At 62.6% G+C, this 23,267-nt stretch carries 23 protein-coding genes; 6 read left to right on the forward strand and 17 right to left on the reverse strand.

Annotated features, from left to right (window positions below):
* Positions 1 to 7: 7 nt before the first annotated feature.
* Complete coding sequence (feaR, locus tag J4E63_RS12290) at positions 8 to 970, forward strand: transcriptional regulator FeaR (RefSeq protein WP_060742156.1); 963 nt, start codon at positions 8 to 10, stop codon at positions 968 to 970.
* A 170-nt stretch (positions 971 to 1,140) separates the two neighbouring features.
* On the opposite strand, the gene J4E63_RS12295 is transcribed toward feaR, so the two are convergent.
* The 6 genes from J4E63_RS12295 to J4E63_RS12320 form a co-directional block, all read right to left on the reverse strand.
* Positions 1,141 to 1,908 carry an SDR family oxidoreductase gene (locus J4E63_RS12295; RefSeq protein WP_060742157.1) on the reverse strand — a complete coding sequence of 256 codons (768 nt, stop codon included), beginning with the start codon at positions 1,906 to 1,908 and terminating at the stop codon, positions 1,141 to 1,143.
* Positions 1,901 to 2,701, reverse strand: coding sequence for an SDR family NAD(P)-dependent oxidoreductase (locus tag J4E63_RS12300; protein ID WP_207282130.1), 801 nt, complete (start codon positions 2,699 to 2,701; stop codon positions 1,901 to 1,903). Before J4E63_RS12300 ends, J4E63_RS12295 begins: the two co-directional genes overlap by 8 nt.
* Positions 2,694 to 3,515 (reverse strand): molybdenum cofactor biosynthesis F family protein, encoded by an 822-nt coding sequence (locus J4E63_RS12305; RefSeq protein WP_207282131.1) that lies wholly within the window; start codon positions 3,513 to 3,515, stop codon positions 2,694 to 2,696. The genes J4E63_RS12300 and J4E63_RS12305 overlap by 8 nt, the downstream gene beginning before the upstream one ends.
* 79 nt (positions 3,516 to 3,594) lie before the next feature.
* Positions 3,595 to 4,251, reverse strand: coding sequence for a helix-turn-helix transcriptional regulator (locus tag J4E63_RS12310; protein ID WP_207282132.1), 657 nt, complete (start codon positions 4,249 to 4,251; stop codon positions 3,595 to 3,597).
* Between the two features lie 51 nt (positions 4,252 to 4,302).
* Complete coding sequence (locus J4E63_RS12315) at positions 4,303 to 4,668, reverse strand: cupin domain-containing protein (protein ID WP_053122428.1); 366 nt, start codon at positions 4,666 to 4,668, stop codon at positions 4,303 to 4,305.
* 44 nt (positions 4,669 to 4,712) lie between these two features.
* Positions 4,713 to 6,011, reverse strand: a complete 1,299-nt coding sequence (locus J4E63_RS12320; RefSeq protein ID WP_207282133.1) for an FAD-binding oxidoreductase — start codon at positions 6,009 to 6,011, stop codon at positions 4,713 to 4,715.
* A 311-nt stretch (positions 6,012 to 6,322) separates the two neighbouring features.
* Between J4E63_RS12320 and J4E63_RS12325 the strand changes: the two genes are divergently transcribed.
* The 3 genes from J4E63_RS12325 to hpaR (J4E63_RS12335) all read left to right on the forward strand — a co-directional run bounded on the left by J4E63_RS12325 (position 6,323) and on the right by hpaR (J4E63_RS12335) (position 9,204).
* On the forward strand, positions 6,323 to 7,492 hold the full coding sequence (locus J4E63_RS12325; RefSeq protein WP_192263885.1) for a p-hydroxyphenylacetate 3-hydroxylase oxygenase component: 1,170 nt from the start codon (positions 6,323 to 6,325) through the stop codon (positions 7,490 to 7,492).
* Positions 7,493 to 7,557: 65 nt separating this feature from the next.
* Entirely contained in the window at positions 7,558 to 8,499 is a 942-nt protein-coding gene (locus J4E63_RS12330; RefSeq protein WP_207282134.1) for a p-hydroxyphenylacetate 3-hydroxylase reductase component, read from the forward strand.
* A gap of 282 nt (positions 8,500 to 8,781) precedes the next feature.
* Positions 8,782 to 9,204, forward strand: coding sequence for a homoprotocatechuate degradation operon regulator HpaR (gene hpaR, locus J4E63_RS12335; RefSeq protein WP_060742164.1), 423 nt, complete (start codon positions 8,782 to 8,784; stop codon positions 9,202 to 9,204).
* 157 nt (positions 9,205 to 9,361) lie between these two features.
* On the opposite strand, the gene hpaI is transcribed toward hpaR (J4E63_RS12335), so the two are convergent.
* The 8 genes from hpaI to J4E63_RS12375 all read right to left on the reverse strand — a co-directional run bounded on the left by hpaI (position 9,362) and on the right by J4E63_RS12375 (position 16,806).
* The gene (hpaI, locus tag J4E63_RS12340; RefSeq protein WP_207282135.1) at positions 9,362 to 10,159 is read right to left on the reverse strand and encodes a 4-hydroxy-2-oxoheptanedioate aldolase; all 798 of its coding nucleotides are present in this window, start codon (positions 10,157 to 10,159) and stop codon (positions 9,362 to 9,364) included.
* Between the two features lie 14 nt (positions 10,160 to 10,173).
* The gene (gene hpaH / locus J4E63_RS12345; protein WP_207282136.1) at positions 10,174 to 10,977 is read right to left on the reverse strand and encodes a 2-oxo-hept-4-ene-1,7-dioate hydratase; all 804 of its coding nucleotides are present in this window, start codon (positions 10,975 to 10,977) and stop codon (positions 10,174 to 10,176) included.
* Between the two features lie 12 nt (positions 10,978 to 10,989).
* The gene (locus J4E63_RS12350; RefSeq protein WP_060742167.1) at positions 10,990 to 12,294 is read right to left on the reverse strand and encodes an MFS transporter; all 1,305 of its coding nucleotides are present in this window, start codon (positions 12,292 to 12,294) and stop codon (positions 10,990 to 10,992) included.
* A gap of 52 nt (positions 12,295 to 12,346) precedes the next feature.
* Positions 12,347 to 12,739, reverse strand: coding sequence for a 5-carboxymethyl-2-hydroxymuconate Delta-isomerase (locus J4E63_RS12355; protein WP_060742168.1), 393 nt, complete (start codon positions 12,737 to 12,739; stop codon positions 12,347 to 12,349).
* Positions 12,740 to 12,823: 84 nt separating this feature from the next.
* A complete protein-coding gene (gene hpaD / locus J4E63_RS12360; RefSeq protein ID WP_207282137.1) occupies positions 12,824 to 13,681 on the reverse strand; it encodes a 3,4-dihydroxyphenylacetate 2,3-dioxygenase in 858 nt (285 codons plus the stop codon).
* A gap of 214 nt (positions 13,682 to 13,895) precedes the next feature.
* A complete protein-coding gene (gene hpaE / locus J4E63_RS12365; RefSeq protein WP_072404191.1) occupies positions 13,896 to 15,356 on the reverse strand; it encodes a 5-carboxymethyl-2-hydroxymuconate semialdehyde dehydrogenase in 1,461 nt (486 codons plus the stop codon).
* A gap of 5 nt (positions 15,357 to 15,361) precedes the next feature.
* Positions 15,362 to 16,132 (reverse strand): fumarylacetoacetate hydrolase family protein, encoded by a 771-nt coding sequence (locus J4E63_RS12370; protein WP_207282138.1) that lies wholly within the window; start codon positions 16,130 to 16,132, stop codon positions 15,362 to 15,364.
* On the reverse strand, positions 16,129 to 16,806 hold the full coding sequence (locus tag J4E63_RS12375) for a fumarylacetoacetate hydrolase family protein (RefSeq protein ID WP_207282139.1): 678 nt from the start codon (positions 16,804 to 16,806) through the stop codon (positions 16,129 to 16,131). The genes J4E63_RS12370 and J4E63_RS12375 overlap by 4 nt, the downstream gene beginning before the upstream one ends.
* A 185-nt stretch (positions 16,807 to 16,991) precedes the next feature.
* Between J4E63_RS12375 and hpaA the strand changes: the two genes are divergently transcribed.
* Complete coding sequence (gene hpaA, locus J4E63_RS12380; protein ID WP_207282140.1) at positions 16,992 to 17,897, forward strand: 4-hydroxyphenylacetate catabolism regulatory protein HpaA; 906 nt, start codon at positions 16,992 to 16,994, stop codon at positions 17,895 to 17,897.
* Positions 17,898 to 17,959: 62 nt separating this feature from the next.
* The gene (hpaR, locus tag J4E63_RS12385) at positions 17,960 to 18,382 is read left to right on the forward strand and encodes a homoprotocatechuate degradation operon regulator HpaR (RefSeq protein ID WP_207282141.1); all 423 of its coding nucleotides are present in this window, start codon (positions 17,960 to 17,962) and stop codon (positions 18,380 to 18,382) included.
* Here hpaR (J4E63_RS12385) and J4E63_RS12390 read toward each other — a convergent pair whose 3' ends face one another.
* The 3 genes from J4E63_RS12390 to J4E63_RS12400 all read right to left on the reverse strand — a co-directional run bounded on the left by J4E63_RS12390 (position 18,383) and on the right by J4E63_RS12400 (position 23,259).
* Complete coding sequence (locus J4E63_RS12390) at positions 18,383 to 19,165, reverse strand: hypothetical protein (RefSeq protein ID WP_259333848.1); 783 nt, start codon at positions 19,163 to 19,165, stop codon at positions 18,383 to 18,385.
* A 177-nt stretch (positions 19,166 to 19,342) separates the two neighbouring features.
* Positions 19,343 to 21,148 (reverse strand): bacteriophage N4 adsorption protein A, encoded by a 1,806-nt coding sequence (locus J4E63_RS12395; RefSeq protein ID WP_207282143.1) that lies wholly within the window; start codon positions 21,146 to 21,148, stop codon positions 19,343 to 19,345.
* Complete coding sequence (locus J4E63_RS12400) at positions 21,145 to 23,259, reverse strand: glycosyl transferase family protein (RefSeq protein ID WP_207282144.1); 2,115 nt, start codon at positions 23,257 to 23,259, stop codon at positions 21,145 to 21,147. Before J4E63_RS12400 ends, J4E63_RS12395 begins: the two co-directional genes overlap by 4 nt.
* Between the last annotated feature and the right edge of the window lie 8 nt (positions 23,260 to 23,267).

Raw genomic sequence — 23,267 nt, forward strand, 5'->3', positions numbered from 1 at the left:
GAATGCCATGAGCATGCAACAGGTTGGGCAGGACGGTCTGGACATCTGGAACCGGGATCTGCGGGCGACTTGCGGCCACTTCGATACCGAGCTGGCCTTCAATCGCGCCTTGTTCATTGGTGAGGTGTCGAATTTCCATCGGGGTGGCCTTGCCCTCGCGAACCTGCGCACCAACGCCGGCAGCATCAAGCGTCACTCACCCAGCGCCGATCACGATGATGACCAGGATTGTCTTCTGGTCAGCCAGCGCAGTGGTTACTGCCGCATTACCCAGAACGGTCGGAGCATCCAGTTGGCGCCCGGTGAGTTGTTGTTGATGGACTCCGTTGGCGCGCTTGAGATCACCCCGTTCGGCCTGATCGAGCACGCGGTGCTGTCCTTGTCTCGCCAGGACGTGTCGCGACAACTGGGCGGGGAAACCAAGACCTTTGGCAAGGTTTCGTCCAGCAAGGCGTGTGGACGGATGCTGCATGTGCTGATGGACCAACTGTGCAAGGACACACCGGACGGCGAGGGCGCGGCGGGCGAAGGTGAAGCCTTGCAGAGTGCCTTCGTTTCACTGTTGGGCTCGGCCCTGGAACAGGGGAGCGATGGCCGTGACGAAGGGGTGGCCTTGCAGGGCAGTCACTTGCGCAGCTACGTGCAGAAGGTCATCGACGAATCACTCACCCAGCCCGGCCTCAGCCCGGTGGGCCTGGCCAATCGACTGAATATTTCGGTGCGGCATCTGTATCGTTTGTTCGAAGAGCAGGATGACAGCGTTTGCCGCTACATCCAGCGGGCCCGCCTCAAGCGCAGCGCCGATGACCTGACCAACCCGTTCCTGCGGGACGAGTCCATTACTTCGATCGCCTACAAGTGGGGCTTTACCGATTCGGCGCATTTCAGCCGTTCGTTCAAGAAGCAGTTCGAACTGTCGCCCAAGGAGTTTCGTTCCAGCCGTTTGCAGGTGGGGCAGGGGGTGGCTTGAATGAGGTCGTCGTTGACTGGACGGTCGCTATCGCGAGCAAGCTCGCTCCCACAAAGGGATTTGTGCTGAACATGAGTTTTGTGGGTGACACTGGAAAGTGTGGGAGCGAGCTTGCTCGCGATGACGGTGGTCCATCCACCCTCACCGCAAGCTGACTCTCCCACTCAGGCTCAAACCTCCGGCAACGTCGAACCCCCATCGACCACCAACGTCTGCCCGGTCACATAGCTGGCCAGGCTCGACGCCAGGAACAGCATGGCGCCGGCGATGTCGCTCGGTTGGCCCAATCGACCCAGCGGCACCCGGCGGGCAATGTCCTGGTTGACTTCATCGTCGCCCAGGTTGGCCATGGCCGGTGTCGCGATCATGCCCGGCTCGACCCCGTTGACGCGGACATTCTCGGCCGCCAGTTCCAGCGCGGCGTTGCGAATGAAACCATTGACCCCGGCCTTGGAGGCCGCGTAGTGGCTGAGCCCCGGATACGCCACCCGCGGGCCGGTGACCGAGGAGGTCACCAGCACGCAGCCTCGGCCCTGGCGCCGGAACATCGGCAGCGCCGCCTGGGTCAGCCAGAATAGCGCCGACAGGTTCACCGCCAGCGTTCGCTCGAGCATCGCCGGGGTGATCTCGGCGAACGGCGTCAACGGAAAATACCCGGCGTTGTGCACCAGGGTATCCAGCCTCCCCAAGCGCTGTTCCAGCGCGCTCATCATTTCGAAGATCGCCGTCGCGTCGGCCAGGTCAACGCCCACCGCCTGCACCTGACAACCCACGGCCGTCAGTTCGTCGGCTACCGCCTCGGCGCGGGCCAGGCCCAGGTCGGCGATGACCACGCGTGCCCCGCGCAGGGCAAACGCTTCGACGATGGCCCGGCCGATGCCCTGGGCGCCGCCCGTGACCAGTACGGTCTGGCCGCTGAAATCCAGATCCTCAGACATCGCTGGCCTCCATCCGGCTGAAGGCCAGTGTCGGCACGTCGACGATGCTGGAGCCGCCATCGGCCACCAGCGTCGCTCCGGTGATGATCGACGCATCGGGCGAGGCCAGGAAGCGGCAGACGTTGGCGATTTCCTCCGCACTGGCAGCCCTGCGCAACGGCACGTCGGCGCAGACCCGGTCATAGGCCTGCTGCAACGTTTCGCCATGGAACTGCATCAATGCCTGCATTTCGTCATCGGCCATGGGCGTGCGAACCCAGCCTGGGCAGACCGCATTGACCCGTACGCCGTGAGGCCCGTAATCCCTTGCCAGGGAGCGGTTGAGGCCCAGCAGGGCGTGCTTGGCGGTGGTGTAGCCGCACACGTGGGGGCCTGCCGCCAATGAAGCGATGGAGGCGATCAGCACAATATTGCCGGCGCTTTCCTGCAGCAGTGGCAGGCATGCCCGGGCGCTGTAGAAGGCGCTGTCGAGGTTGCTGCGCAGGGCCGCTTCCCAGGCCGATGGCTGAGTCTCAGTGGCGCTGCCCATTCCCAAGCCACCGGCACAGGCGAGCAGCACGTCGAGTCGGCCATGACGCGTGCGAATCTGCTCGACGAAGCCGTCCCAGGTGTCTGGACAGGCCGCGTCGCCCACCAGCACCAGGCCGCCGATGTCCTCGGCGAGTGCTTCCAGGGGCTCGCGACGGCGGCCGATCAGCACCAGGTTGGCGCCTTCGGCGGCATACAGGCGGGCGCAGGCGGCGCCGATGCCGGTACCGGCACCGGTGATCACTACGGTACGTGATTCAGGCATCGGGATACTCCGTCTGATTGAGCACCTGGCAGTAGGAACTGACCGGGAAATTGGAAAACTCATCGAAGGACTCACCGGCATAGCCGAAGATCTTGCCGTCACTGCGGTGCTGCTGCAGGTCGATCAGCACCAACCCCAGGGTCGGGATGATCTTTTCTCGCCACACGAACAGGTACAACTGATCGGCGATCTTGTAGGTGTCGCAGCGATCGGTGTCGCACAGGCCTTGCTCAACGCCTTTGAGGCACTGCCAGGAGTAGAACTGGTCGTTGAGGTAAATGTGTTCGTAGACTTCGCTCGGGCTGTAGCGATACAGGTTGCGCAGCCCCACCAGCTCCGTGGTCGGTGCGTGCGGGCACAGGCCCGGCTGCCAGGGACGGTCGAGGCTGCCGTGCAGGAACTGCGCTTGAACCGAGGTCAATGGTTTGCCGGCCAATGCCCGGCTGTAGAGGCCTTCGCCGGTTTCCGGCTGGCTTGGCATGCGGCCGATCACGGCGGTGAAGGCGGCGCTGGCGGTATCGAGCACGAGGCTTATCGACGAGGTCAGCTCGCCTTCGCGCTTGATGAAGTCCACCAGGTACAGGCCCGGTCGTACGGATGTGGCCCGGTAGGTGGCGGTGCCGCTGGAATGCCCATCGGCGGCGTTCCAGGTCAGGGTGTCCTGCTCGAAGCGATGCTCGATCTGCCAGCCGTTGGCGAAGTTCAGGGTGAACGTCTTGCCGTCCAGGTCGGCCAGGTTTGGCAGGATGAAGGCTTCGGGGGCAAAGCCATCGGCCAGGGCGCCGACGGTGATCCAGTCTGTAGATGTGCTCATTTGCAAGGCTCCGGTGGTTGAATTAGCCACTCGGATCATGCGGCGCCGCGCAGTGGCGGCCTATCAACCAGATGGTTGATCAGAGGAACAGTGCGCTGACCAGCTCGGTGCGACTGCTCACACCGACTTTGCGGAACAGGTGGATCAGGTGAGTCTTGATGGTCGGCAAGCCCACCCCCAGTTCCCGGGCCAGTTGCTTGTTGCTGACGCCTTGGCGTAACAGCCAGGCGATCTGGCGCTCCTTGGGCGTCAAGTCGCCCAGTGCATCCTCATGGGCCGGCAAATGGGCCACGGCCAGTTGCAGCAAGGCCTGCAACGCGCTGAGTTGGCTCAACTGCTGATGGGTGAAGACGCCTTGCTCGGCGGTGCGCAACAACGAAACCGCGGCTTGGGGCTGACCATCGCGATGGGCGAAGACTTCCACCACGTCGACCACGCCGTAGCGTTGCAGGAAGTCGCGATAACGATGGTTGTCACGCAACGGTTGGCGGGCCATCGCCAGGCCCAGCGGCACCACGGCCAGTTCGCTGGACGCGCAGTGGCGTGGCTGCAGGGGGTCGAACTGGCGGTAATTGTCCAGGTAGTCGCGATGCATCTCGCCGCTCATCCCATGGAGGCTGAAGTCGTGGGCTTGCAACTGCCGATCCACGCAATAGAACGCCGCCCGGCTGACGGGAACCAGCTGGGTGAAGGCGTGCAGGCAATGGCCGGCGATGTCCTGGGCGATGACGTTCATGGTCGCAACCTTCGCAAGCGGGCTGCCGGGTGGGCCGGCAGCCCTGTTCGGTCAGACTACCGCGAAGTAATGCTTGACGAAACTTTCGCTGACCACTTCCCACAGCACCGGCGTGCCCTTGGTCACGAACCAGCTGTCGCCGGCCTTGTAGCGAGTGCTCTGGCCGGTGGCCTCGTCGGTGAGGACCACTTCACCGGTGACCACGGTGGCTTGTTCGGCGAAGGGGTAGACCATCCGGAACTTGCCCTGGGTGGTACCGAAGTAGGCGCTGCTGACCGGGTCGGTGGGGGCGCCGAAGGTCATCTTGCCGAAGGCCTTGACTTCGCCTTCGAGAATCTGCGAACCCAGGTCGGCGACGGTGCCCCAGGCGTCCAGGTCGGACAGCTGGATGTCTTTTTCGAGGGTGATGAGGGGCATGGCAGGTGACTCCTGATGATTGAAAGGAAGAAGGAGGTTGGCCGTCAGCGACGGCCGTTCCAGTAACCCGACAGCTGGTGCCAGGACTTGCCGGCAGTCAGCAGCAATGGGCGAATGGCGTCTTTGCCGATGATGGTTGGGCGGTGGATCGAGCTGACCAGGTCGTAGCGCGCCGAGCCTTCGCTCATGCCTTCGGCCAGCACCTTGCAGATGATGTGGCTCGGGGTGACGCCAAAGCCTGAGTAACCCTGGACGAAAAACGCGTTGCTGCGCCCCGGCAGGGTGCCGATCTGCGGGAACAGGTTCGGGCTGCAGGCCATCGGCCCGCCCCAAGCCAGGTCGATCTTCACGTCCTTGAGGTACGGGAAGACCTTCAGCATCAGGCGCCGGTTCCAGGCCTTGAGATCCTGGGGAATGTGCTCCACCAATGGCGTGGCGGCACCGAACAGCAGGCGGTTTTCGTTGGTGACGCGGTAGTAGTCGATCACCGGGCGAATGTCGCTGTAGGCACCGCGAATCGGGCTGATGCGCTGGATCAGTTCGTCCGACAGTGGCTCGGTCATCATCTGGAAGGCGTAGGTGTTGATGGTCGAGCGGTGCAGTTCCGGTTCCAGTTTGTTGAGGAAACTGTCGCAGGCCCAGAGCAGCTTGCTGGCCCTGACCGAGCCGCGTCCGGTGCGCACAGTGATGCGTTCGCCATAGCTGACTTCCAGGGCCGGGCTGTTTTCGAAGATCCGTACGCCGTGGCTGACCACCGCCTTGGCTTCACCCAGGAGCAGGTTCAGCGAGTGCACATGCCCGCCGCCCATGTGCAGCAATGCACTGCTGTAGGCCTTGGAGCCAATGATCTGCTGCACGTCGGAGCCGCCGAGGAAGCGGATCTCATGTTTGCTGTTGATCGACTTGAAGTCTTTTTCCCAGGCCCGCAGGGTTTTTTCCTGGCGGGCGTTGAAACCCATGTAGCCGTAGCCGTGGCAGAAGTCGGCATCGATAGCGTACTTGGCGATACGGTCCTTGATGATGTCGGCGCCCAGGTCGCTGATCTCGAAGACCTGGCGCAGGCCGTCTTCACCGACGTCCTTCTTGATCTTTTCCAGGTCATGACCAATGCCGGCCATGATCTGCCCGCCATTGCGCCCGGTGCCGCCGAACCCGAGATAACGCGCCTCCAGCACCACGATGTTGGTGATGCCTTTTTCGGCGAGTTCCAGCGCGGTATTGATGCCGGAGAAACCACCGCCAATGACCACGACGTCGGCTTCCACGTCCTGTTCCAGCGTGGGGAAGCTGAGGTTGTATTTCTTGGTGGCCGTGTAATAGGTGGGCGTTTCGATATTGATCATGACGCAACCTGACAAAGTGAAAGGAAACTCCGATGCCACGCCTACGCAAGGCATTGCAGGGGATGGCCCTATTAAGAGCCTTGGCGGGGCGCTTGTCTTGATCATCCGTGCCGGGGGATTTGACCGAGCGCGCCATGACGCCGAAACCTGCCCCATGAAAAGTACAATCTTGGATCTGGAAGGTGCATTTTTCACCTGCCAGCGATTGCCCATACTGGACCGGCCTTAATCACGGATCCCGCTGTTTGTGCAACCTGAGGTTGCCGGGCAAAGGCGGGATCGGCAGATGCCAATAATAAAAGAGCCCGTCCATGAAAAAGCCAAACCCGCTGCTCGAAGACCTCAAGCCCCTCCTGCCGGCCATCGCCGCCAACGCCTTCCAGGCGGAGAAAGATCGTAGCGTGCCTGCCGAGAATATTGCCCTGCTCAAAAGCATCGGCATGCACCGGGCCTTCCAGCCGAAACCCTACGGTGGCCTGGAGATTTCCCTGCCGCAGTTCGCCGATTGCATCGCGCTGCTGGCCGGTGCCTGTGCCAGCACGGCCTGGGCCATGAGCCTGTTGTGCACCCACAGCCATCAGCTGGCAATGTTCCCGGCCAAGGCCCAGCAAGAGGTCTGGGGCGATGACCCGGATGCCACCGCCAGCAGCAGCATCGCACCGTTTGGCCGCACCGAGGAAGTCGACGGCGGTGTGATGTTCAGCGGTGAAATGGGCTGGAGCAGTGGCTGCGATCACGCCGAATGGGCGATCGTGGGGTTTCGCCGGAAAAACGCCGAAGGCACCCAGGACTATTGCTTTGCGGTGCTGCCGCGCAGCGACTATGAAATTCGCGATGACTGGTTCGCGGTGGGCATGCGCGGCAGTGGCAGCAAGACGCTGATCATCGACAACGCTTTCGTGCCGGAACACCGGATCCAGAAGGCCAAGGACATGATGGAAGGCAAGTCCGGTGGATTCGGCCTGTACCCCGACAGCAAGATTTTCTACTCGCCGTACCGGCCGTACTTCGCCAGTGGTTTCTCCACGGTCAGCCTGGGCGTGGCCGAACGCATGCTGGAGGTCTTTCGCGAGAAAACCAGGAACCGTGTGCGGGCCTACACCGGCGCGGCCGTCGGTGCCGCCACCCCGGCGTTGATGCGCCTGGCCGAGTCCACCCACCAGGTGGCGGCGGCCCGTGCCTTCCTCGAGAAAACCTGGCAGGAGCACGCCGAACATGGCGAGCGCCACGAGTACCCCAGCCGGGAAACCCTGGCGTTCTGGCGGACCAACCAGGGGTACGCCACCAAGATGTGCATCCAGGCCGTCGACCGCTTGATGGAGGCGGCCGGCGGCGGCGCCTGGTTCGAGAACAACGAGTTGCAACGGCTGTTCCGCGATGCCCACCTGACCGGCGCCCATGCCTACACCGACTACGACGTCTGCGCGCAGATCCTCGGTCGTGAGCTGATGGGGCTCGAACCCGATCCGTCCATGGTTTGACCGCCTGTTCGCTGAACCCTAGAACAATAATCGAGGCCGTCCCTTGAGGCGGCCGGGAGTCTTGCATGTCCAGTCTTTGTGATACCGCTTTCGACACCCGCGCGTTCCGCCGGGCCCTGGGTAACTTCGCCACCGGCGTGACCGTGGTCACCGCCGCCACTGAAGATGGCCGCAAGGTCGGTGTGACGGCCAACAGTTTCAACTCGGTGTCCCTGGATCCGCCGCTGATTTTGTGGAGCATCGACAAGCGCTCCAGCAGCCACGAAGTATTCGAAGCCGCCAGCCATTTCGCGGTGAACGTGCTGGCTGCCGACCAGATCGACCTGTCGAACAACTTCGCCCGACCCAAGGAGGACCGCTTCGCTGAAATCCAGTTCGAGACCGGCGAAGGTGGCGCTCCGGTGTTTGTCGATTGCTCGGCGCGTTTTCACTGTGAAAAATTCCAGCAGGTCGACGGTGGCGATCACTGGATCATGATCGGAAAGGTCGTGGCCTTTGACGATTTCGGACGCTCGCCCTTGCTCTATCACCAGGGCGCCTACTCGATGGTGTTGCCCCACACTCGCATGACCAAGCGGGAAGAGGGCCAGTCCCCCAGCAGTCATTTCCAGGGCCGCTTGAGCCATAACCTGTATTACCTGATGACCCAGGCGCTGCGGGCCTATCAGGCCAGTTACCAGCCGCGTCAGTTGTCCACTGGGCTGCGTACCAGCGAAGCGCGGATGTTAATGGTGCTGGAGAACGACGCCGGGCTGAACCTGTGCGACCTGCAGCGGGAGGTGGCGATGCCGGTGCGCGAGATCGAAGAAGCCGTAGCCAACCTCAAGCGCAAGGGGCTGGTGAGCGATGAAGGCGAGCGGGTACGCCTGACCGCCAAGGGCATCGATGAGACCGAAGGGCTCTGGGCCATCGCCAAGGAACAGCAGGACAAGGTGTTCGGCCAGTTCAGCGAGGAACAGGTCGAGCATTTCAAACAAGTGCTCAAGGGGGTGATCAAGGGCGCTTGAGCAACATGACCGGCATCCACCTCTGGTCAAGCCGATGCATTTCTGTGGGAGCGAGCTTGCTCGCGATGGCGGTGGCCCCGTCGATACTGATGTTGACTGACAGGCCCCTATCGCGAGCAAGCTCGCTCCCACAGGGTTATGTGCGCAGCCCAGCGGGAGCATGCTCCCTCGCCACAAGGGCCATCGCTGGATCCAGATTCTGTGAACGGATAGTCCGATATGGATTGGAAGCTGTTAAGATTTAGTTAACTCATTAACTAAATCTTCTCGCGAACCCACTCCATGCCCAAGCCGCGCCAATCCTTGACCCTGACCCTGCTACAGGCCCGTGAAGCGGCCATGGGGTTTTTCCGGCCTTCTCTCAATCAACACGGCTTGACCGAGCAGCAATGGCGGGTCATCCGGATTCTCAGCCAGCACGACGAGCTGGAGATCAATCGCCTGGCCGAACTGGCCTGCATCCTCAAGCCCAGCATGACCGGCGTGTTGGTGCGCATGGAAGCGGCGGGCATGGTGGTGCGACGCAAGGCCGAACAGGATCAACGGCGGGTGCTGGTGCGCCTGGCGCCGCAAGGGCAGGCGAGCTTCGATTCGATGAGCCAGAGCATGGAAGAGAATTACCAGCGTTTGCAGGACCAGTTAGGGGAGGAAAAACTGCAGACGTTGCTGGGGTTGCTCAATGAGCTGAAGATGATCAGGCGCTGAGAACCGCGAGCGAACCCGCTTCTGTGGCGAGGGAGCTTGCTCCCGCTGGACTGCGCAGCAGGCCCAAAAAACTTGAGTCCACTGCCGGATTCAAGGGGGCCGCTTCGCGACCCAGCGGGAGCAAGCTCCCTCGCCACAGGGTATCCGGCAACGTCAGTCAGTACACGCCCCCAACCGCGGGCTTTGCTACGTCCTTGAACGTCGCCGCCAGTGTCTGCAAGCCCCGCATCAACACCGTCGTATCCACGCCCACCGCGACAAACGCCGCGCCGAGTTCGATGTAGCGCCGGGCCAGTTTTTCATCGGCGCTGAGAATCCCGGCGGCCTTGCTGGCCTGGCGGATGCGGGCGATGGCGTCTTCGATGGCCGCTTGCACCTGCGGGTGGCCGGGGTTGCCGCGAAACCCCATGGACGCGCTCAGGTCCGCCGGGCCGATAAAGACCCCATCCACACCTTCCACCGCGGCAATGGCATCCAGGTTGGCCAGGCCTTCGCGGCTCTCGATCTGCACCAGCAGGCACATCTGTTCATCGGCCTTGTCGAGGTAGCCGGGGATGCTGTTCCAGCGTGACGCCCGGGCCAGCGCGCTGCCGACGCCACGTACACCCTGGGGCGGGTAGTGGATGGCGCGCACCAGTTCACGCGCCTGCTCGGCGCTTTCCACCATGGGCACCAGCAGGGTCTGCACGCCGATGTCGAGCACCTGCTTGATCAGCGCCGTGTCACCGACCACCGGGCGTATTACCGGCTGGCCGGGGTAGGGCGCCACGGCCTGGAGCTGGCCGAGCAGGGTGCGCAAGTCGTTCGGCGCGTGTTCACCGTCGATCAGCAGCCAATCGAAGCCGGCATTGGCCGCCAGTTCCGCACAGTAGGCATCGGCCAACCCCAGCCACAGGCCGATCTGTGCCTCGCCGCTGCGCAGGCGTTGCTTGAAGGTATTGATGGGCATATCCATGAGGCGGTCTCCGATCAGACGAAACGGCAGGCGATGGAACCGAGCATGTCGTAGTCGACATGGAAGGTATCGCCGGGGTTGGCGGCCACGGGGCGGGTGAAGGAGCCGCCGAGGATGATCTGTCCCGGTTGCAGGGTGACGTCATAGGCCGCCAGCTTGTTCGCCAGCCAGGCCACGCCTTTGGCCGGGTGATTGAGCACCGCCGCCGAGACGCCGGACTCTTCGATCACACCGTTGCGGTAGAGCACCGCCGGCACTTTGCGCAGGTCGATCTCGGTCGGGCGTACGGCGCGACCGCCCATGACCACCCCAGCATTGGCGGCGTTGTCGGAAATGGTGTCGAACACCTTGCGGGTTGCCTTGGTCTGCGGGTCGATCTGCTGGATACGCGCATCGATGATTTCCAGTGCCGGGATCACCCATTCGGTGGCATCGAGCACGTCGAACACCGTCACGTTGGGGCCTTTCAAGGGCTTGCCGAGGATGAACGCCAGCTCCACTTCCACCCGTGGCACGATGAAGCGCTCGAAGGGAATGTCGGTGCCTTCGTCGAAGAACATGTCGTCCAGCAGCGCGCCGTAGTCCGGTTCGGTGATGTTCGACGATACCTGCATGGCGCGGGAGGTCAGGCCGATTTTGTGGCCGACCAGCTTGCGTCCGTCCTGGATTTTTTGGGCCACCCAGGCACGCTGGATGGCGTAGGCATCCTCAAGGGTGATGTCCGGGTGATCGAGGGAAAACTGCCGTACCTGTTCGCGGGAACGTTCGGCACGGTCGAGGCGGGCAGCGGCTTGCTGGATGAAAGTCTGGTCAAGCATGGCAAGGGTCTCTTATTGAGGATTGACGATGGCCGCCCGGGTGCGCAGCACCAGCAAGCCGCCAAGGGTAATGAACAGTGCCAGTACGTACAGGGCGAGGCTGGCGCTCTGGGTGGTGTCGCGCATCCAGCCGATCAGGTAGGGCGCGAAGAACGAGGCGATGCTGCCGAAGGAGCTGATCAGGGCGATGCCGGCGGCCTGGGTGCCGTTGGACAGGAAGGCCGGCGGCAATTGCCAGAACATCGGCAGCGCCGCACTGGCGCCCATGCCGGCGACGATCAGGCCAGTCAGCACCAGGGTCGGGTCGGTGGGCGAGAGCCCGGCGACGGCAATGCCTGCCGCTGCCATCAGCAGCGGCACGCACAGATGCCAACGGCGTTCGCGATGGCGGTCGGAAGAGCGCCCGCAACCGATCATGAAAAAGCAGCCAGCCAGGTAGGGCACCGCGCTGAGCAGCCCGACCTTGCCGTCGCTGCCGATGCCGGCGCCGTGGATCAGGGTCGGCATCCAGAAGGCCAGGGTGTTCACCGCCAGCATCACCGCGAAGTACACCGCCACCAGCAACCAGACCTGTGGGTTGTTGAGGATCGCCGAGAATGACGTAATGGATTTGCGCTGTTCTTCAAGGCTCAGTTGTTCACGCAATTGCTGCTTGGCGTGCGGTGTGAGCCAGTTGACCGTCTCGAAACTGTCCGGCAGGCACTTGAGCACCACGAGGCCGAGCAGGATCACCGGCAGCCCTTCGATGACGAACATCCACTGCCAGCCGCGCAGGCCGCCAAGGTCATGGAAATGCTCGAGAATGCCACCGGACAATGGCCCGCCAATCACCCCGGCCATCGGCACGGCGATGGCAAACAAGGCGGTCACCTGGGCCCGGCGCCGGGCCGGATACCAGCGGTTGAGAAAGACCAGGATGCCAGGAAAGAAACCCGCCTCGGCCACGCCGAGCAGGAAGCGCAACACGTAGAAACCAGCGGCGCTCTCGACGAGGAACATGCCGGTGGACAGGGCGCCCCAGACCACCATCAGGGTGGCGATCCAGCGCCGCGGACCGACCCGGTCCAGGGCCATGTTGCTGGGTACGCCAAACAGCGCGTAAGCGATGAAAAACAGGCCGGCGCCGAAGCCGTAGACCGTATCGCTGAATTGCAGGTCGGCGCTCATCTGCATCTTCGCGAAGCCGATGTTGATGCGATCCAGGTGGGCGAAGAGGTAGCAGACCAGCAGCAACGGCATCAGCCGCCAGGTGATGGTGGCATGGGTGCGGTCGTGGGCGACGGTGCCGGCAGTGTTGGCGGTATTGGCTGTGCTCATGATCTTGTACTTTTTGTCAGAGAGGCCGATGGGGAGTGCGGGGCAGGCGGATTCAGGTGGCTTGGGCCTTGAGAAAGGCGTGGACGTTGTTGGCCTTGAAGTTGAGTTGCTCGTGCAGCTCGATCATCTCGAACGACAGGGCCAGCAGGCGTTGGGCCTGGAGTTCGGCGAAGTGCGCGGTGATCACCTCGAAGAGTTTTTCCGCGACGTTCTGGCGGGTGGCCAGGTCGCGACCATGGCCGACTTTCAAGGTCATGTGCACGAAGGCGTAGTCATGCTTGCCGTCGGCCATGCGCCAGGTGTCCAGGCGCACGCCACGGCTGCGGATACCGCCCAGGGGGAACACGCCGCTGTCGCCCAGCAAGGCGTGGACCTTTTCAAACAGGCCGGGCAGATCGGCTTGTCGTTCGATGTTGTCGGTGTATTCAGCGATGAAATGCGGCATGGGAGCCTCCTGCGTCGGCAGCTTCGAGTGGTGAGCTACAAGCGGCAAGTTGCAAGCGGTCCGCTTGCAACGTGTGGCTGTTTCTCAGACTGGGAAAATGGCGTTGATCTGGCCGGTGCCGGAGCTGCCGAAAGGTTCGGTGATGATTTCGGCGGGCCTGTCGTAGTCCGGTCCGCCGAGCAACCCCAGCAGCATCGCCGTGTCATGCATCTTGCCTTCGCCGAAGCAGTGTTCGGCGTAGTCCGGGAGCATCGCGCAGAACTCTTTCCAGCGGCCCTGGCGCCACATTTCGACGACGTGCAGGTCGACCTGCTTGTCGAATTCCCGTGTCCAGTTGTGGATGTTGGCTTCCGCGTTGCGATCATCGGAGAAACGGTGCGACAGCGAACCGGACGCCAGCACCAGCACCTTGCGATCGCTTTTCTCGATGGCCCGGCGCACGGCGGCGCCGAAGGTGAAGCTGTCTTGCAGGCGATGCCAGGCGCACCAGGCGGCAATCGACACGACGTTGAATTTCTGGTCTTGCGGGACATCCATGTGCATGTAGCGCATGGGCACCAGCGTGCCGTATTCCAGTTCAAGGCTTGGGATGTTGTGGGCCAGGGTCCGCACGTCGACGGCATTGGCCTCGGCGGCGATCAGCTCGCCCAGTTCCGGGGCGCCCGAGTATTCGTACTCCATGTTCTTGATGAAGTGCGGCAGCTCGTTGCTGGTGTAGACACCCTTGAAGTGCTCGCCGCTGTTGACGTGATAGGCGCTGTTGACCAGCCAGTGCACGTCGAACACCACGGCGGTATCGGCCCCCAGCTCACGGGCGCGACGGCCGATTTCCTTGTGGCCGGCAATCGCGGCGGCGCGGCAACCGTGGTGCTTACCGGGCAGCTCCGACAGGTACATCGAGGGAACGTGGCAGATTTTCGCCGCCAGGACGACTTCGCCCATGATGATTCTCCTGAAAAATTGTTCTTGTTGAATCTCGGGACAGCGGGTGAATCAAGTATCGATGACGAACCTTGTGGCGAGGGCGCTTGCTCCCGCTCGATTGCGCAGCACTCGCCAGGGACAGCGGGGCCGCTTCGCAGCCCAGCGGGAGCAAGCTCCCTCGCCACAGGGTGTATCACTTGCCATAGGTGCGCGTGGTATCAATCGGTGCGGGTCATACCCCCCACCGCGGTATGTGATGACTGCCCATGGAAATGCAAACGTTCTTGATCTCGGCAAACACTTCAAAGCTGTACTGTCCGCCTTCGCGACCGGTTCCGGAACCCTTCACGCCGCCGAAAGGCTGGCGCAGGTCGCGCACGTTCTGGCTGTTGATGAACACCATGCCGGCCTCGATGCCGTGGGCCAGGCGATGGGCCTTGCCAATGTCCTGGGTCCAGATGTACGAAGCCAGGCCATATTCGGTGTCGTTGGCCAGTTGCAAGGCTTCGGCTTCATCCTTGAACGGGATCAGGCAGACCACCGGGCCGAAGATTTCTTCCTGGGCGATGCGCATCTTGTTGTTCACGTCGGCGAACACCGTCGGCTGGATGAACTGGCCGCGGCTCAGGTGCGCCGGCAAGTTGGCCGGGCGTTCCAGGCCACCGGCCAGGAGGGTGGCGCCTTCTTCGAGACCGATCTTGATGTAGCCGGTGACCTTGTCGTAATGGGCCTGGGTGATCATCGAACCGACCTGGGTTTTCGGGTCTTGCGGGTCGCCGACGATCAGGCGTTTGGCGCGGGCGGCAAACTCGGCCACGAATTGCGGGTAGACGCTTTCCTGGATGAAGATGCGGCTGCCGGCGGTGCAGCGTTCGCCATTGAGGGAAAAAATGGTGAACAGCGCGGCATCGAGTGCCCGTTCCAGGTCGGCGTCTTCGAAAATCAGCACCGGCGACTTGCCGCCCAGTTCCATCGAATACTTTTTCAACCCGGCGGTCTGCATGATTTTCTTGCCGGTGGCGGTGCCGCCGGTGAAGGAGATCGCCCGCACATCCGGGTGGCGCACCAGCGCATCGCCGGCGGTGGCGCCGTAACCCTGGATCACGTTCAACACGCCATTGGGAATGCCGGCCTCGACGGCCAGGCGCCCCAGCTCGTTGGCGGTCAACGGCGACAGCTCGGACATCTTCAGCACGGCCGTGTTGCCCAGGGCCAGGCACGGCGCGGTCTTCCAGGTCGCGGTCATGAACGGCACGTTCCAGGGCGATACCAGTGCGCAGACACCCACCGGTTGGTACAGGGTGTAGTTGAGCATCTGGTCGTCGACCGGGTAGGTATGGCCGTCCATCCGCGTGCAGACTTCAGCAAAGAAATCGAAGTTGTGGGAGGCCCGCGGGATCAGCACGTTCTTGGTCTGGTGGATCGGCAAACCGGTGTCGAGGGTTTCCAGTTCGGCCAGTTTCGGCACGTTCTGCTCGATCAGTTCACCGAGCTTGCGCATCAGCCGGGCGCGCTCCTTGGCCGGGGTGTTGGCCCATTTCGGAAACGCTTCCTTGGCCGCCGCGACCGCCTGGGCCACTTCCTCGGCGCCGCCGCTGGCGACTTCGCCGATGGCCTCGCCGGTGGCCGGGTTGTAGTTGACGAAGACGTCTTTGCTTTCGACCTCACGGCCGTCGATCCAGTGTTTGATCATGCTGCTCACGCCTCTTTACGGGATGCGAAGAACTCGGCTTCGCTGACAATTCGATTGACCAGGCGACCGACGCCTTCCACTTCCACCACCACTTCATCGCCGGGTACCACGTCCGCCAGGCCTTCCGGCGTGCCGGTGGCGATCATGTCGCCGGGCTGCAGGGTCATGAAGCTGGACAGGTATTCGATCAGGTAAGGGATGTCGAAAATCATGTCCTTCGTGCTGCCTTCCTGGCGCAACTGGCCGTTGATCCAGGTGCGCAGCTTCAGGTTGCTCGGGTCCGGCACATCGGCCACGTCGACGATCCAGGGGCCGACGGGCGTCGTCGCGTCACGGTTCTTCACCCGCAGGTTGGGGCGGTAGTAGTTTTCCAGGAAGTCGCGGATCGCATAGTCGTTGCACACGGTGTAGCCGGCCAGATAGCCCAGTGCATCCTCGCGCTTGACGTTGCGCGCGGCTTTACCGATGACCGCCACCAGCTCGCACTCGTAGTGCATATAGGCGACGTTATCGGGACGCCAGGTCACCTGGTTATGGCCGGTGTAGGTGCCGGGCGACTTGATGAACGCCAGGGGTTCGGTCGGCGGCTTGAACGCCAGCTCGGCGGCGTGATCGGCATAGTTCAGGCCCAGGGCGAACATGTTGCCGGTGGCCGGGGGCAGCCACTGGACCTGGTCCTCGGCCAGCAGGCGACCGTCCGCCAGGCGTACGGCGTTGTGAGCTTCAACGGTGACGGCGTGATCCTGGCCTTCAAAACGAATGCGCGCGTGCTTCATGAACCTGCTCCTGTTTCCTCGGCCACGACGGTATTGACCAGACGACCCAGGCCGCTGATGTCCACTTCGACACGGTCACCGGGCAATACATCGACCCGGCCCTCAGGCGTGCCGGTGATCAAGACGTCGCCGGCATGCAGGGTCATGAACTCGCTGATTTCGGCAATCAACTGGGGAATGTTGCGAACGAAATTGGCCGTGCTGTTTTGCTGGCACACCTCGCCATTGACGTACAGCGTGATCGCCAGGCTGTGAGGGTCAGCCACCTGGGCTAGCGGCACCAGTTCCGGGCCGATGGCGCAGAAGCCGTCCCGGCACTTGGCCTTGACGGCGGGGCGGTAATAGCTGTCTTCCGGGAGGCTGAATTCATTGACGACGGTGTAGCCGGCCACGTACTCCAGGGCTTCGGCGGTGCTGACGCGGCTGGCCGACTTGCCCATCACCACGCCCAGGGCCGGTCCGGGTTGCAGCCTTTCGCCATGACCCGGATGAACCACATCGGCGCCGTGCCGGTTGCGGGTATTGGGCGTCTTGATGAACAGCACGGGCTTGAGCGGCGGCTTCTGGTAGGGCGGTTGCTCGAACTCGGCGAGGCGCTGTTTCAGCAGCCCCTGGTAGTTCAGCGCGACCCCGAACAGGGTGCCGGTCGCGACGTCATGCAGGGCACGGCTCATGCTTGTCTCCTGGCGATGGCAGAGTGATGAGGGCTCTGCGGTTATCGTTAATGTGTTAACAGTTATAATTAAGATGTTAACTATCGTCAAGCGTGACAGAATGACCGGCACTGGTTGCCTCGTCGGATTCGGGGCAGGATGAGTACGACAGATACCTGAATCAGAATAAAAACGAGCACTGCGTGATGACCGACCGCCAGCCGATCCCGAACATCAACATTGGTCAGGTGTATGACCAGCGCTACAGCGACGCCGAAGTGCATTACGACCGGCTCGCCAACCTGGCGGGTTTTTTCGGCCGCAACATGCCGGTACATCGCCACGACCGGTTCTTCCAGGTGCACTACGTCAAGAGCGGCACCGTGCGCGTGTACCTCGATGACCAGCAGTACGTCGAATCCGGCCCGATGTTCTTCCTCACTCCGCCGACCATTCCCCATGCCTTCGTGACCGAAGCCGACAGTGACGGGCATGTGCTGACGGTGCGCCAGCAATTGGTGTGGCAGTTGATCGATGCCGACCCGAGCCTGGCGCCGGCTGGCGTGCAAATGCCGGCCGCCTGCGTGGCCTTGGCACAACTGGGACCTGGGCACGCGGGGGAGGTGCGACGGTTGGAATACTTGTTCGAGGAGCTGAGCGAAGAGGTAGTGGCGGGGCGTCCGGGGCGCGGTGCGGCGCTGGATGGGGTGACGCGGTTGATCATGATCAGCCTGTTGCGGCTGTGTTCCAATTCCCTGGAAGCCAGGCCGGCACGGCATGAAGACCTGAAGATATTTCATCGCTTCAACGAGCTGATCGAAGCCCACTATCTACAACATTGGCCGCTGTCGCGCTACGCCGAGGGCATCGGCGTGACCGAGGCGCGCCTCAACGACGTGTGCCGACGCATCGCCGACCTGCCTTCCAAGCGCCTGATCATGGAGCGGCTGATGCAGGAGGCCAAGAGACTGCTGTTGTTCACCGGCAGCTCGGCCAATGAAATCTGCTACCAGCTCGGGTTCAAGGACCCAGCGTATTTCAGTCGGTTTTTCCAGCGTTACGCCCAACTCACGCCGGGGGAGTATCGCCAACGGCAATCGGGGTTGCGTTGAGCGCTTGCAGCGCTGTGACAGCGACACTAAGCTGCCGACTCGCCCATCCACACAGTTCGAACATGGCTAACCCCAGACCTTCTTTGACCCTGACCCTGTTGCAAGCCCGCGAAGCGGCGATGGCTTTTTTCCGCCCGGCGCTGAACCAGCATGACCTCACGGAACAGCAGTGGCGAGTGATCCGCATCCTCCATCAGCAAGGTGAGTTGGAAAGCCACCAGCTCGCCCATCAGGCCTGCATTCTCAAGCCGAGCATGACCGGTGTGCTCAGTCGCCTGGAGCGCGATGGCCTGGTGCGGCGACAGAAGTCCATCCAGGACCAGCGCCGGGTTTTCGTCGGCCTGACCGAACGCGGCCAGCAGTGCTTCGTGTCGATGAGCGAGGGCATGGAAGGCAACTACCGGCGGATCGAAGAACAGTTCGGCGAGGAAAAGATGCAGCAACTGCTCGCCTTGCTCAATGAGCTGAAAAACATCAAGCCTTGATCAAGGCGTGGCCAGGGCTTGCTTCAGTTGCTCCACTAACGCAGGCGCCATGTAGTGCGGGCCATCGAACAGGTAGAGCGGGTAGCCCGAATAGGCCGCCAGTTGTGGCTTGAGCTCGGCGACGGTGGCGGCGCGGAAACCACCGCCGTATTGGGGGCGGAAGGCTTCGACGATGATCCGCACACGATCCTTGCCAAGCCGATCGCGCAGGGCATCGGCGTAGTTTCGGGCCACCGGGGCGGTGCGGGCGTAGACGCCGACGCCGTCCTGGAAAAACACCCCGATATCGTTTGGCAGCCATTGTTTGAGCCAGTCTGCGGTAGCGGCGGGGCCGATGTTGGCACCGTCGTAGACGCTGATCCACAGCGGCCGCGGCAGCTTGGCGAGCAGGGCCGGTAATTCCGTGGCGCCTGACCAACTGGGGTCGACTTCAGCCGGAAAGTACCAACCGGTGACATGCAATGGCGTGGGTAACCCGGCGATGCGCTCCGACAGCGCCGCCAGTTGCTCGATATCGTCCCGAGAGCGGTTCTCGCTGAAATAGCCCGCCAGTCCGAGGATGACATCCCGGGCCCAGGGCGCCTTGGCGATGCGCGCCCAATCCGGCAGTACCGGCACGCTGGTCAGGCCGGTGCCAGGCACGAAGGCCTGGTCGTCCACCACCGTCCATTGCACCAGCAGTTCATGCACGCCCAGTTTTTCCCAATTGCCGCTGATGCCGACGGTCTGGTTGTCCGGCTGCCAGACGATGCCGACGATGTTCGGTGCCGCGCGGGTGGTCATGTAGTACGTCCCTGTACCTGCGGCGAGGAGCGCGGCCAGTAACAGCGCCGCGACAGTCTTGCGATGAATGAACGTTGCGAAGCTTTTCAAACAAGTTCCTTCTGGATGCAGTGTAGTCGCGGCTCGGCAAGACGAGCCGCTTTTCGTAACGATGGACCGACTGGCACACCCAGCGGATCAATAGGAGTAGGTCAAGCGCGCGAACACCCCTTTGGCGCGATCCTCGCCGAACACCCTGGCGCGGTATTGCAGGGAAAATTCCACATAGGAGCGTGGCGCGTTGTAGGCGTCTTCCCGGAACCAGTAGCGTACGTTGTTTCCTATCCCGATTCCTCCGGCGTCGCCGGAAGAAAAGCCGCCACCGGCTTCACTCTTCATCTTCGAATCGTAGTCGATCGCCGCCACGACATGGGGGAAGGTCACCCAACGCGAACCGGTCCCGCCGATGGCGTAGCTGCGGCCCACTTGCCATTCGCTGTTGAAGTAATTGCGCGAGTCATTGATGTAATGGCCGACCTCGGCATACAACTGCGAGGTCCACCAGCTCGGCACATCGACCCGCAGGTCGGTACCGATGCTCGAACCGTAGCCCAGGCGCACCAGCCAGTCGCCGTCGACATTGGACGATCCAAGGGGGAAGGTGCGTTCAAGGGCGGCCATGATGTTGACGGAACTGAAGGGTTTGACCCGCACGCCAACGGCGCCTTGCAGGGCATCGGCGCCGGTGTCCGAGTCGCTGTTCTTGCTCCACAGGGTGTCGGTGATACGCCCGTAGAGTTCGACAAAGCGAGCGTTGCGATAACCCAACGGGCGCCAGGACAGCTCGGTGCTGTTTTGCAGCAGGTCGTTGCTTTCGCTGCCGCCGCTGTTATTGGTGCTCGGCGCTCCGCTCAGGCCACTGGAGCCGCGATAGCTGGTCGTGCTGGTCAGGCCCATCCTGCGCGAAACGTCACCCACGGTGCGACGGGTATCGAACAGTTGTTGCGCGGACATAGGTGTTTCCGCAGTTTTTTGCCCATCGATCACGCGCTTGAAGTATGCGATGGATTCGTCGTCTTCATGGACACGCATGGCGTTGTAGGCGGCGTCCTGGGCTGCCGCCGGCTTCAGTGGCTCAGTGGCGTCGGCCTTACGGAACGCGGTGTGGGCCGCCTCGTCATCGCCGCTGCGGACCGAATCATAGGCAAGCTGCAGGTCGCTCATCGGTGCCCGCTCATAGGTGTTAACCGGCCGGGTGGCGCACGTCAGGCCGAAGGCGCTTTCCTGACACTCCAGGACCGGTGCGTCGGAATCATTGGCATCGAGCAACGCATTGTCGAGCAGTTGCTGGTTGGCGGCGATTTCCGGAGCCCAGGCTACAGCTTTGCGGGCCTTTTCCACAGCCAGGGCTCGGTTGCCTTGCTGCAGGGCGCGGTAGCCCTGGACCGCCAGCGGTGCTGCCAGTTGGCGGCGAATTTCTTTGCGCCGCATCAGCAACGTGGTGTCATTGGTGAAGACCCCTAGCGCATCGGTCACGGCTTGGTCGGCTTCTTCCAGATGTTGCCGGCGCTGCAGGGCGTCGACCAGTAGCAACCGGTATTCCCGGCGTCGTGGTGCCTGGGCAATGGCCCTGCGGGCCGATTGCGCGGCCAGGCCGAATTGTTCGCGATCATAGGCTTTGAAGCCCTGGGACGCGGCGGCGAAGCCCGGTGCTGCCGGCGCGGCGCGGGATGACCTGGCGGTCTGGGGCTGGTCGCGCAGTTTCTTGTCCCGTTCGGCCAACTCGATCAGCGCGTTCAAGCGCGTCACGTCAGCGCGCAGGCGCAGGGCTTCGCGCGCCTTGGCGATGGCCAGGTCGTAGTCCTTGCGCTCGTAGGCGCTGTAGGCCTCGTTGGCGGCGGTGTAGGCCGGCCCCGTCAACGGCAGCGGCAATGTCTCGGCAGTCGCGAGCGCGGGAATCAGGCTCAGCCCCGCGGCCAAGAGGGTCAGAAGGGGGCGGTTCATGCCGGAAGCTCCATTGGGTAGAGGCTGTGCTGGCGTGCCACCACCTGTTCGATCGTTGCCCGGGGCAATACGCCGCTGTCGACCAGGTAGTCGCCGATCCGGCCGTGATGCTGCGGACGATACTGCAGCATGGCGTGGCTGAACTGATCGCGGTCGAGCAGGCCCATTTCGATCAACAGGTCGCCCAGCAGCGGCGCGCTGGCATTCGGTACGGCATGACCGTTGTTCGCTGGCAATCGGCGCAACAACGCGAGAATTTCACTCTCCCGGGCGATCAATTGCACCGGCTCGCTGCCCAATTCGGTGCTGACCTGTTGCAGACCTTCATCGGAAAGCGGGTTGGCGACGGCGATCTGTTCACGTCCTTCGCCATTGCGCCCCAGGGGAATGACGCGCCAGCGCAAGGCAAACTCGCTGGCCAGTGACGACGTCGAGGCCGCCGCTTTCTCGGCCACCTCAAAGACCCGCGGCAGGTCATTCTGGAACGCAATGGCTTCGGCCAGGGTTTCGTCGTCCAGCCAGCCGTTATTGAGCAGAATCCGACCCAGCGGCACATTGCGCGACTGCTGTTCGTCAAGTGCGCTTTGCAGGTGGGTGTCGGTAATGGCTTGCCAGGACAGCAATACACTGCCCAGGCGGCGTGGTGCGGTGGCGACCAGGTCGGTGGACGGGAAGTCATGCATGGTCTTGTCCCAGACCAGCTTGCGGTTCATGACCTTGCCCACCAGGAACATGCGCCAGGCGCGAGAGGCGGCCATGAAGTTGACGAAGTTGCCCACCAGCATGCGCGGGATCGACAGCAAACCGTGCTGCCAGCCGTACAGTACCGTGGTGAAGTAGTAGCGGTGCAGGATGCGCCAGGCCAGGGCAACGCCGTTGGCCAGCAGCAGGTATTTGATCACGTCGCTGGTTTCAAATGGCGTTGGGAAGCTGACGTCCCACAAGCCACTGTTGCGCAGGATGATCAGGCCCAGCAGCTGTACCAGAATCACGTAGGCAATGATGCTGATGAACGCTGTCACCACACCCTTGCGGTCGCGAAACAGCAGGTATCGGTTGGCCAGCGAGCCATTCCAGCCCATCTGTTCCCAGCCTTGCAGGCCGATGCCCAGGGTCCAGCGGGCCTTTTGCCGGAAGGCGGTGCGGAAGGTGTCGGGGAAAAACTCGCGCACGCACAACGGCATCGTCAGGGTCGATTCATAGGGCTTGCGGAACCAGGATTTGCGCAGCACCCGGAACTGCACCGGGAAGCGTACGAAGATCGCGTTCATGCCGACCTTGGCCAATCGTGCGCCAACATCGTAGTCCTCGGTGAGGCTGTCGGTGTTGAACGGTTGGTTTTCGGTTTCACCGGCCAGCACCCGCAGGGCACGATGAGAAAAACAGGTGCCGACGCCGGCGGAGGGCACGGTGTCGGTCATGCTTTCACGCACTACCAGGTCCTTGCCGTGCCACTCGGCGAACTCGTCCATGTAGACGCCCGCCACCCATTCGTACCAGTTGCGTTCCAGCGAGACCACCGGCAACTGGATCATGTCCTTGCGCGGCAACAGGTAGTTGAACAGGCGCAATTCCAGCGGATGCAGCACGTCTTCGCTGTCGTGCAACACGACGCCGGCGAAGGTCATGCCATGGGTTTTCTCGTGCAGGAAAATCGCCTGGATCACCCAGTTCAAACAGTCAGCCTTGCAGGTCGGCCCGGCATGGGGCACTTCCACGCGGTGCAGTTGCTTGTAGCGCCGGCGCATCCGCTCGACTTCGTCGATGGTGCGCTGGTCGTTGACATAGGTGCCGACGAAAACCACGTAGTTCTGGTAGTCGAGCGTCGACACCATGTTCTCGATCATCGGCGCGATGACGTCGTATTCCAGCCAGGCCGGGACCATGATCGCCAGGGGCTGTTCGTCCCGGGCCAGCAATTGCTCGACGGTCAGGGGCCGATAGCGGCGATCCACGGTGAATTTGCGGTACAGGCGACGAGACCAGTACCACACGTCAATGATCAGATCGTCCAGGCTGGAGATCAGGATCAGTACCGCGACCACAATGGTCGCGGCTTCCAGGTAGTTATAGTAGTGGGCCAGCCAATAGGGCCAATAAAGCGACGTCATCAAAGGTT

The sequence above is a fragment of the Pseudomonas sp. FW300-N2F2 genome (assembly GCF_017351655.1).
GTDB lineage: Bacteria > Pseudomonadota > Gammaproteobacteria > Pseudomonadales > Pseudomonadaceae > Aquipseudomonas > Aquipseudomonas fluorescens_AA.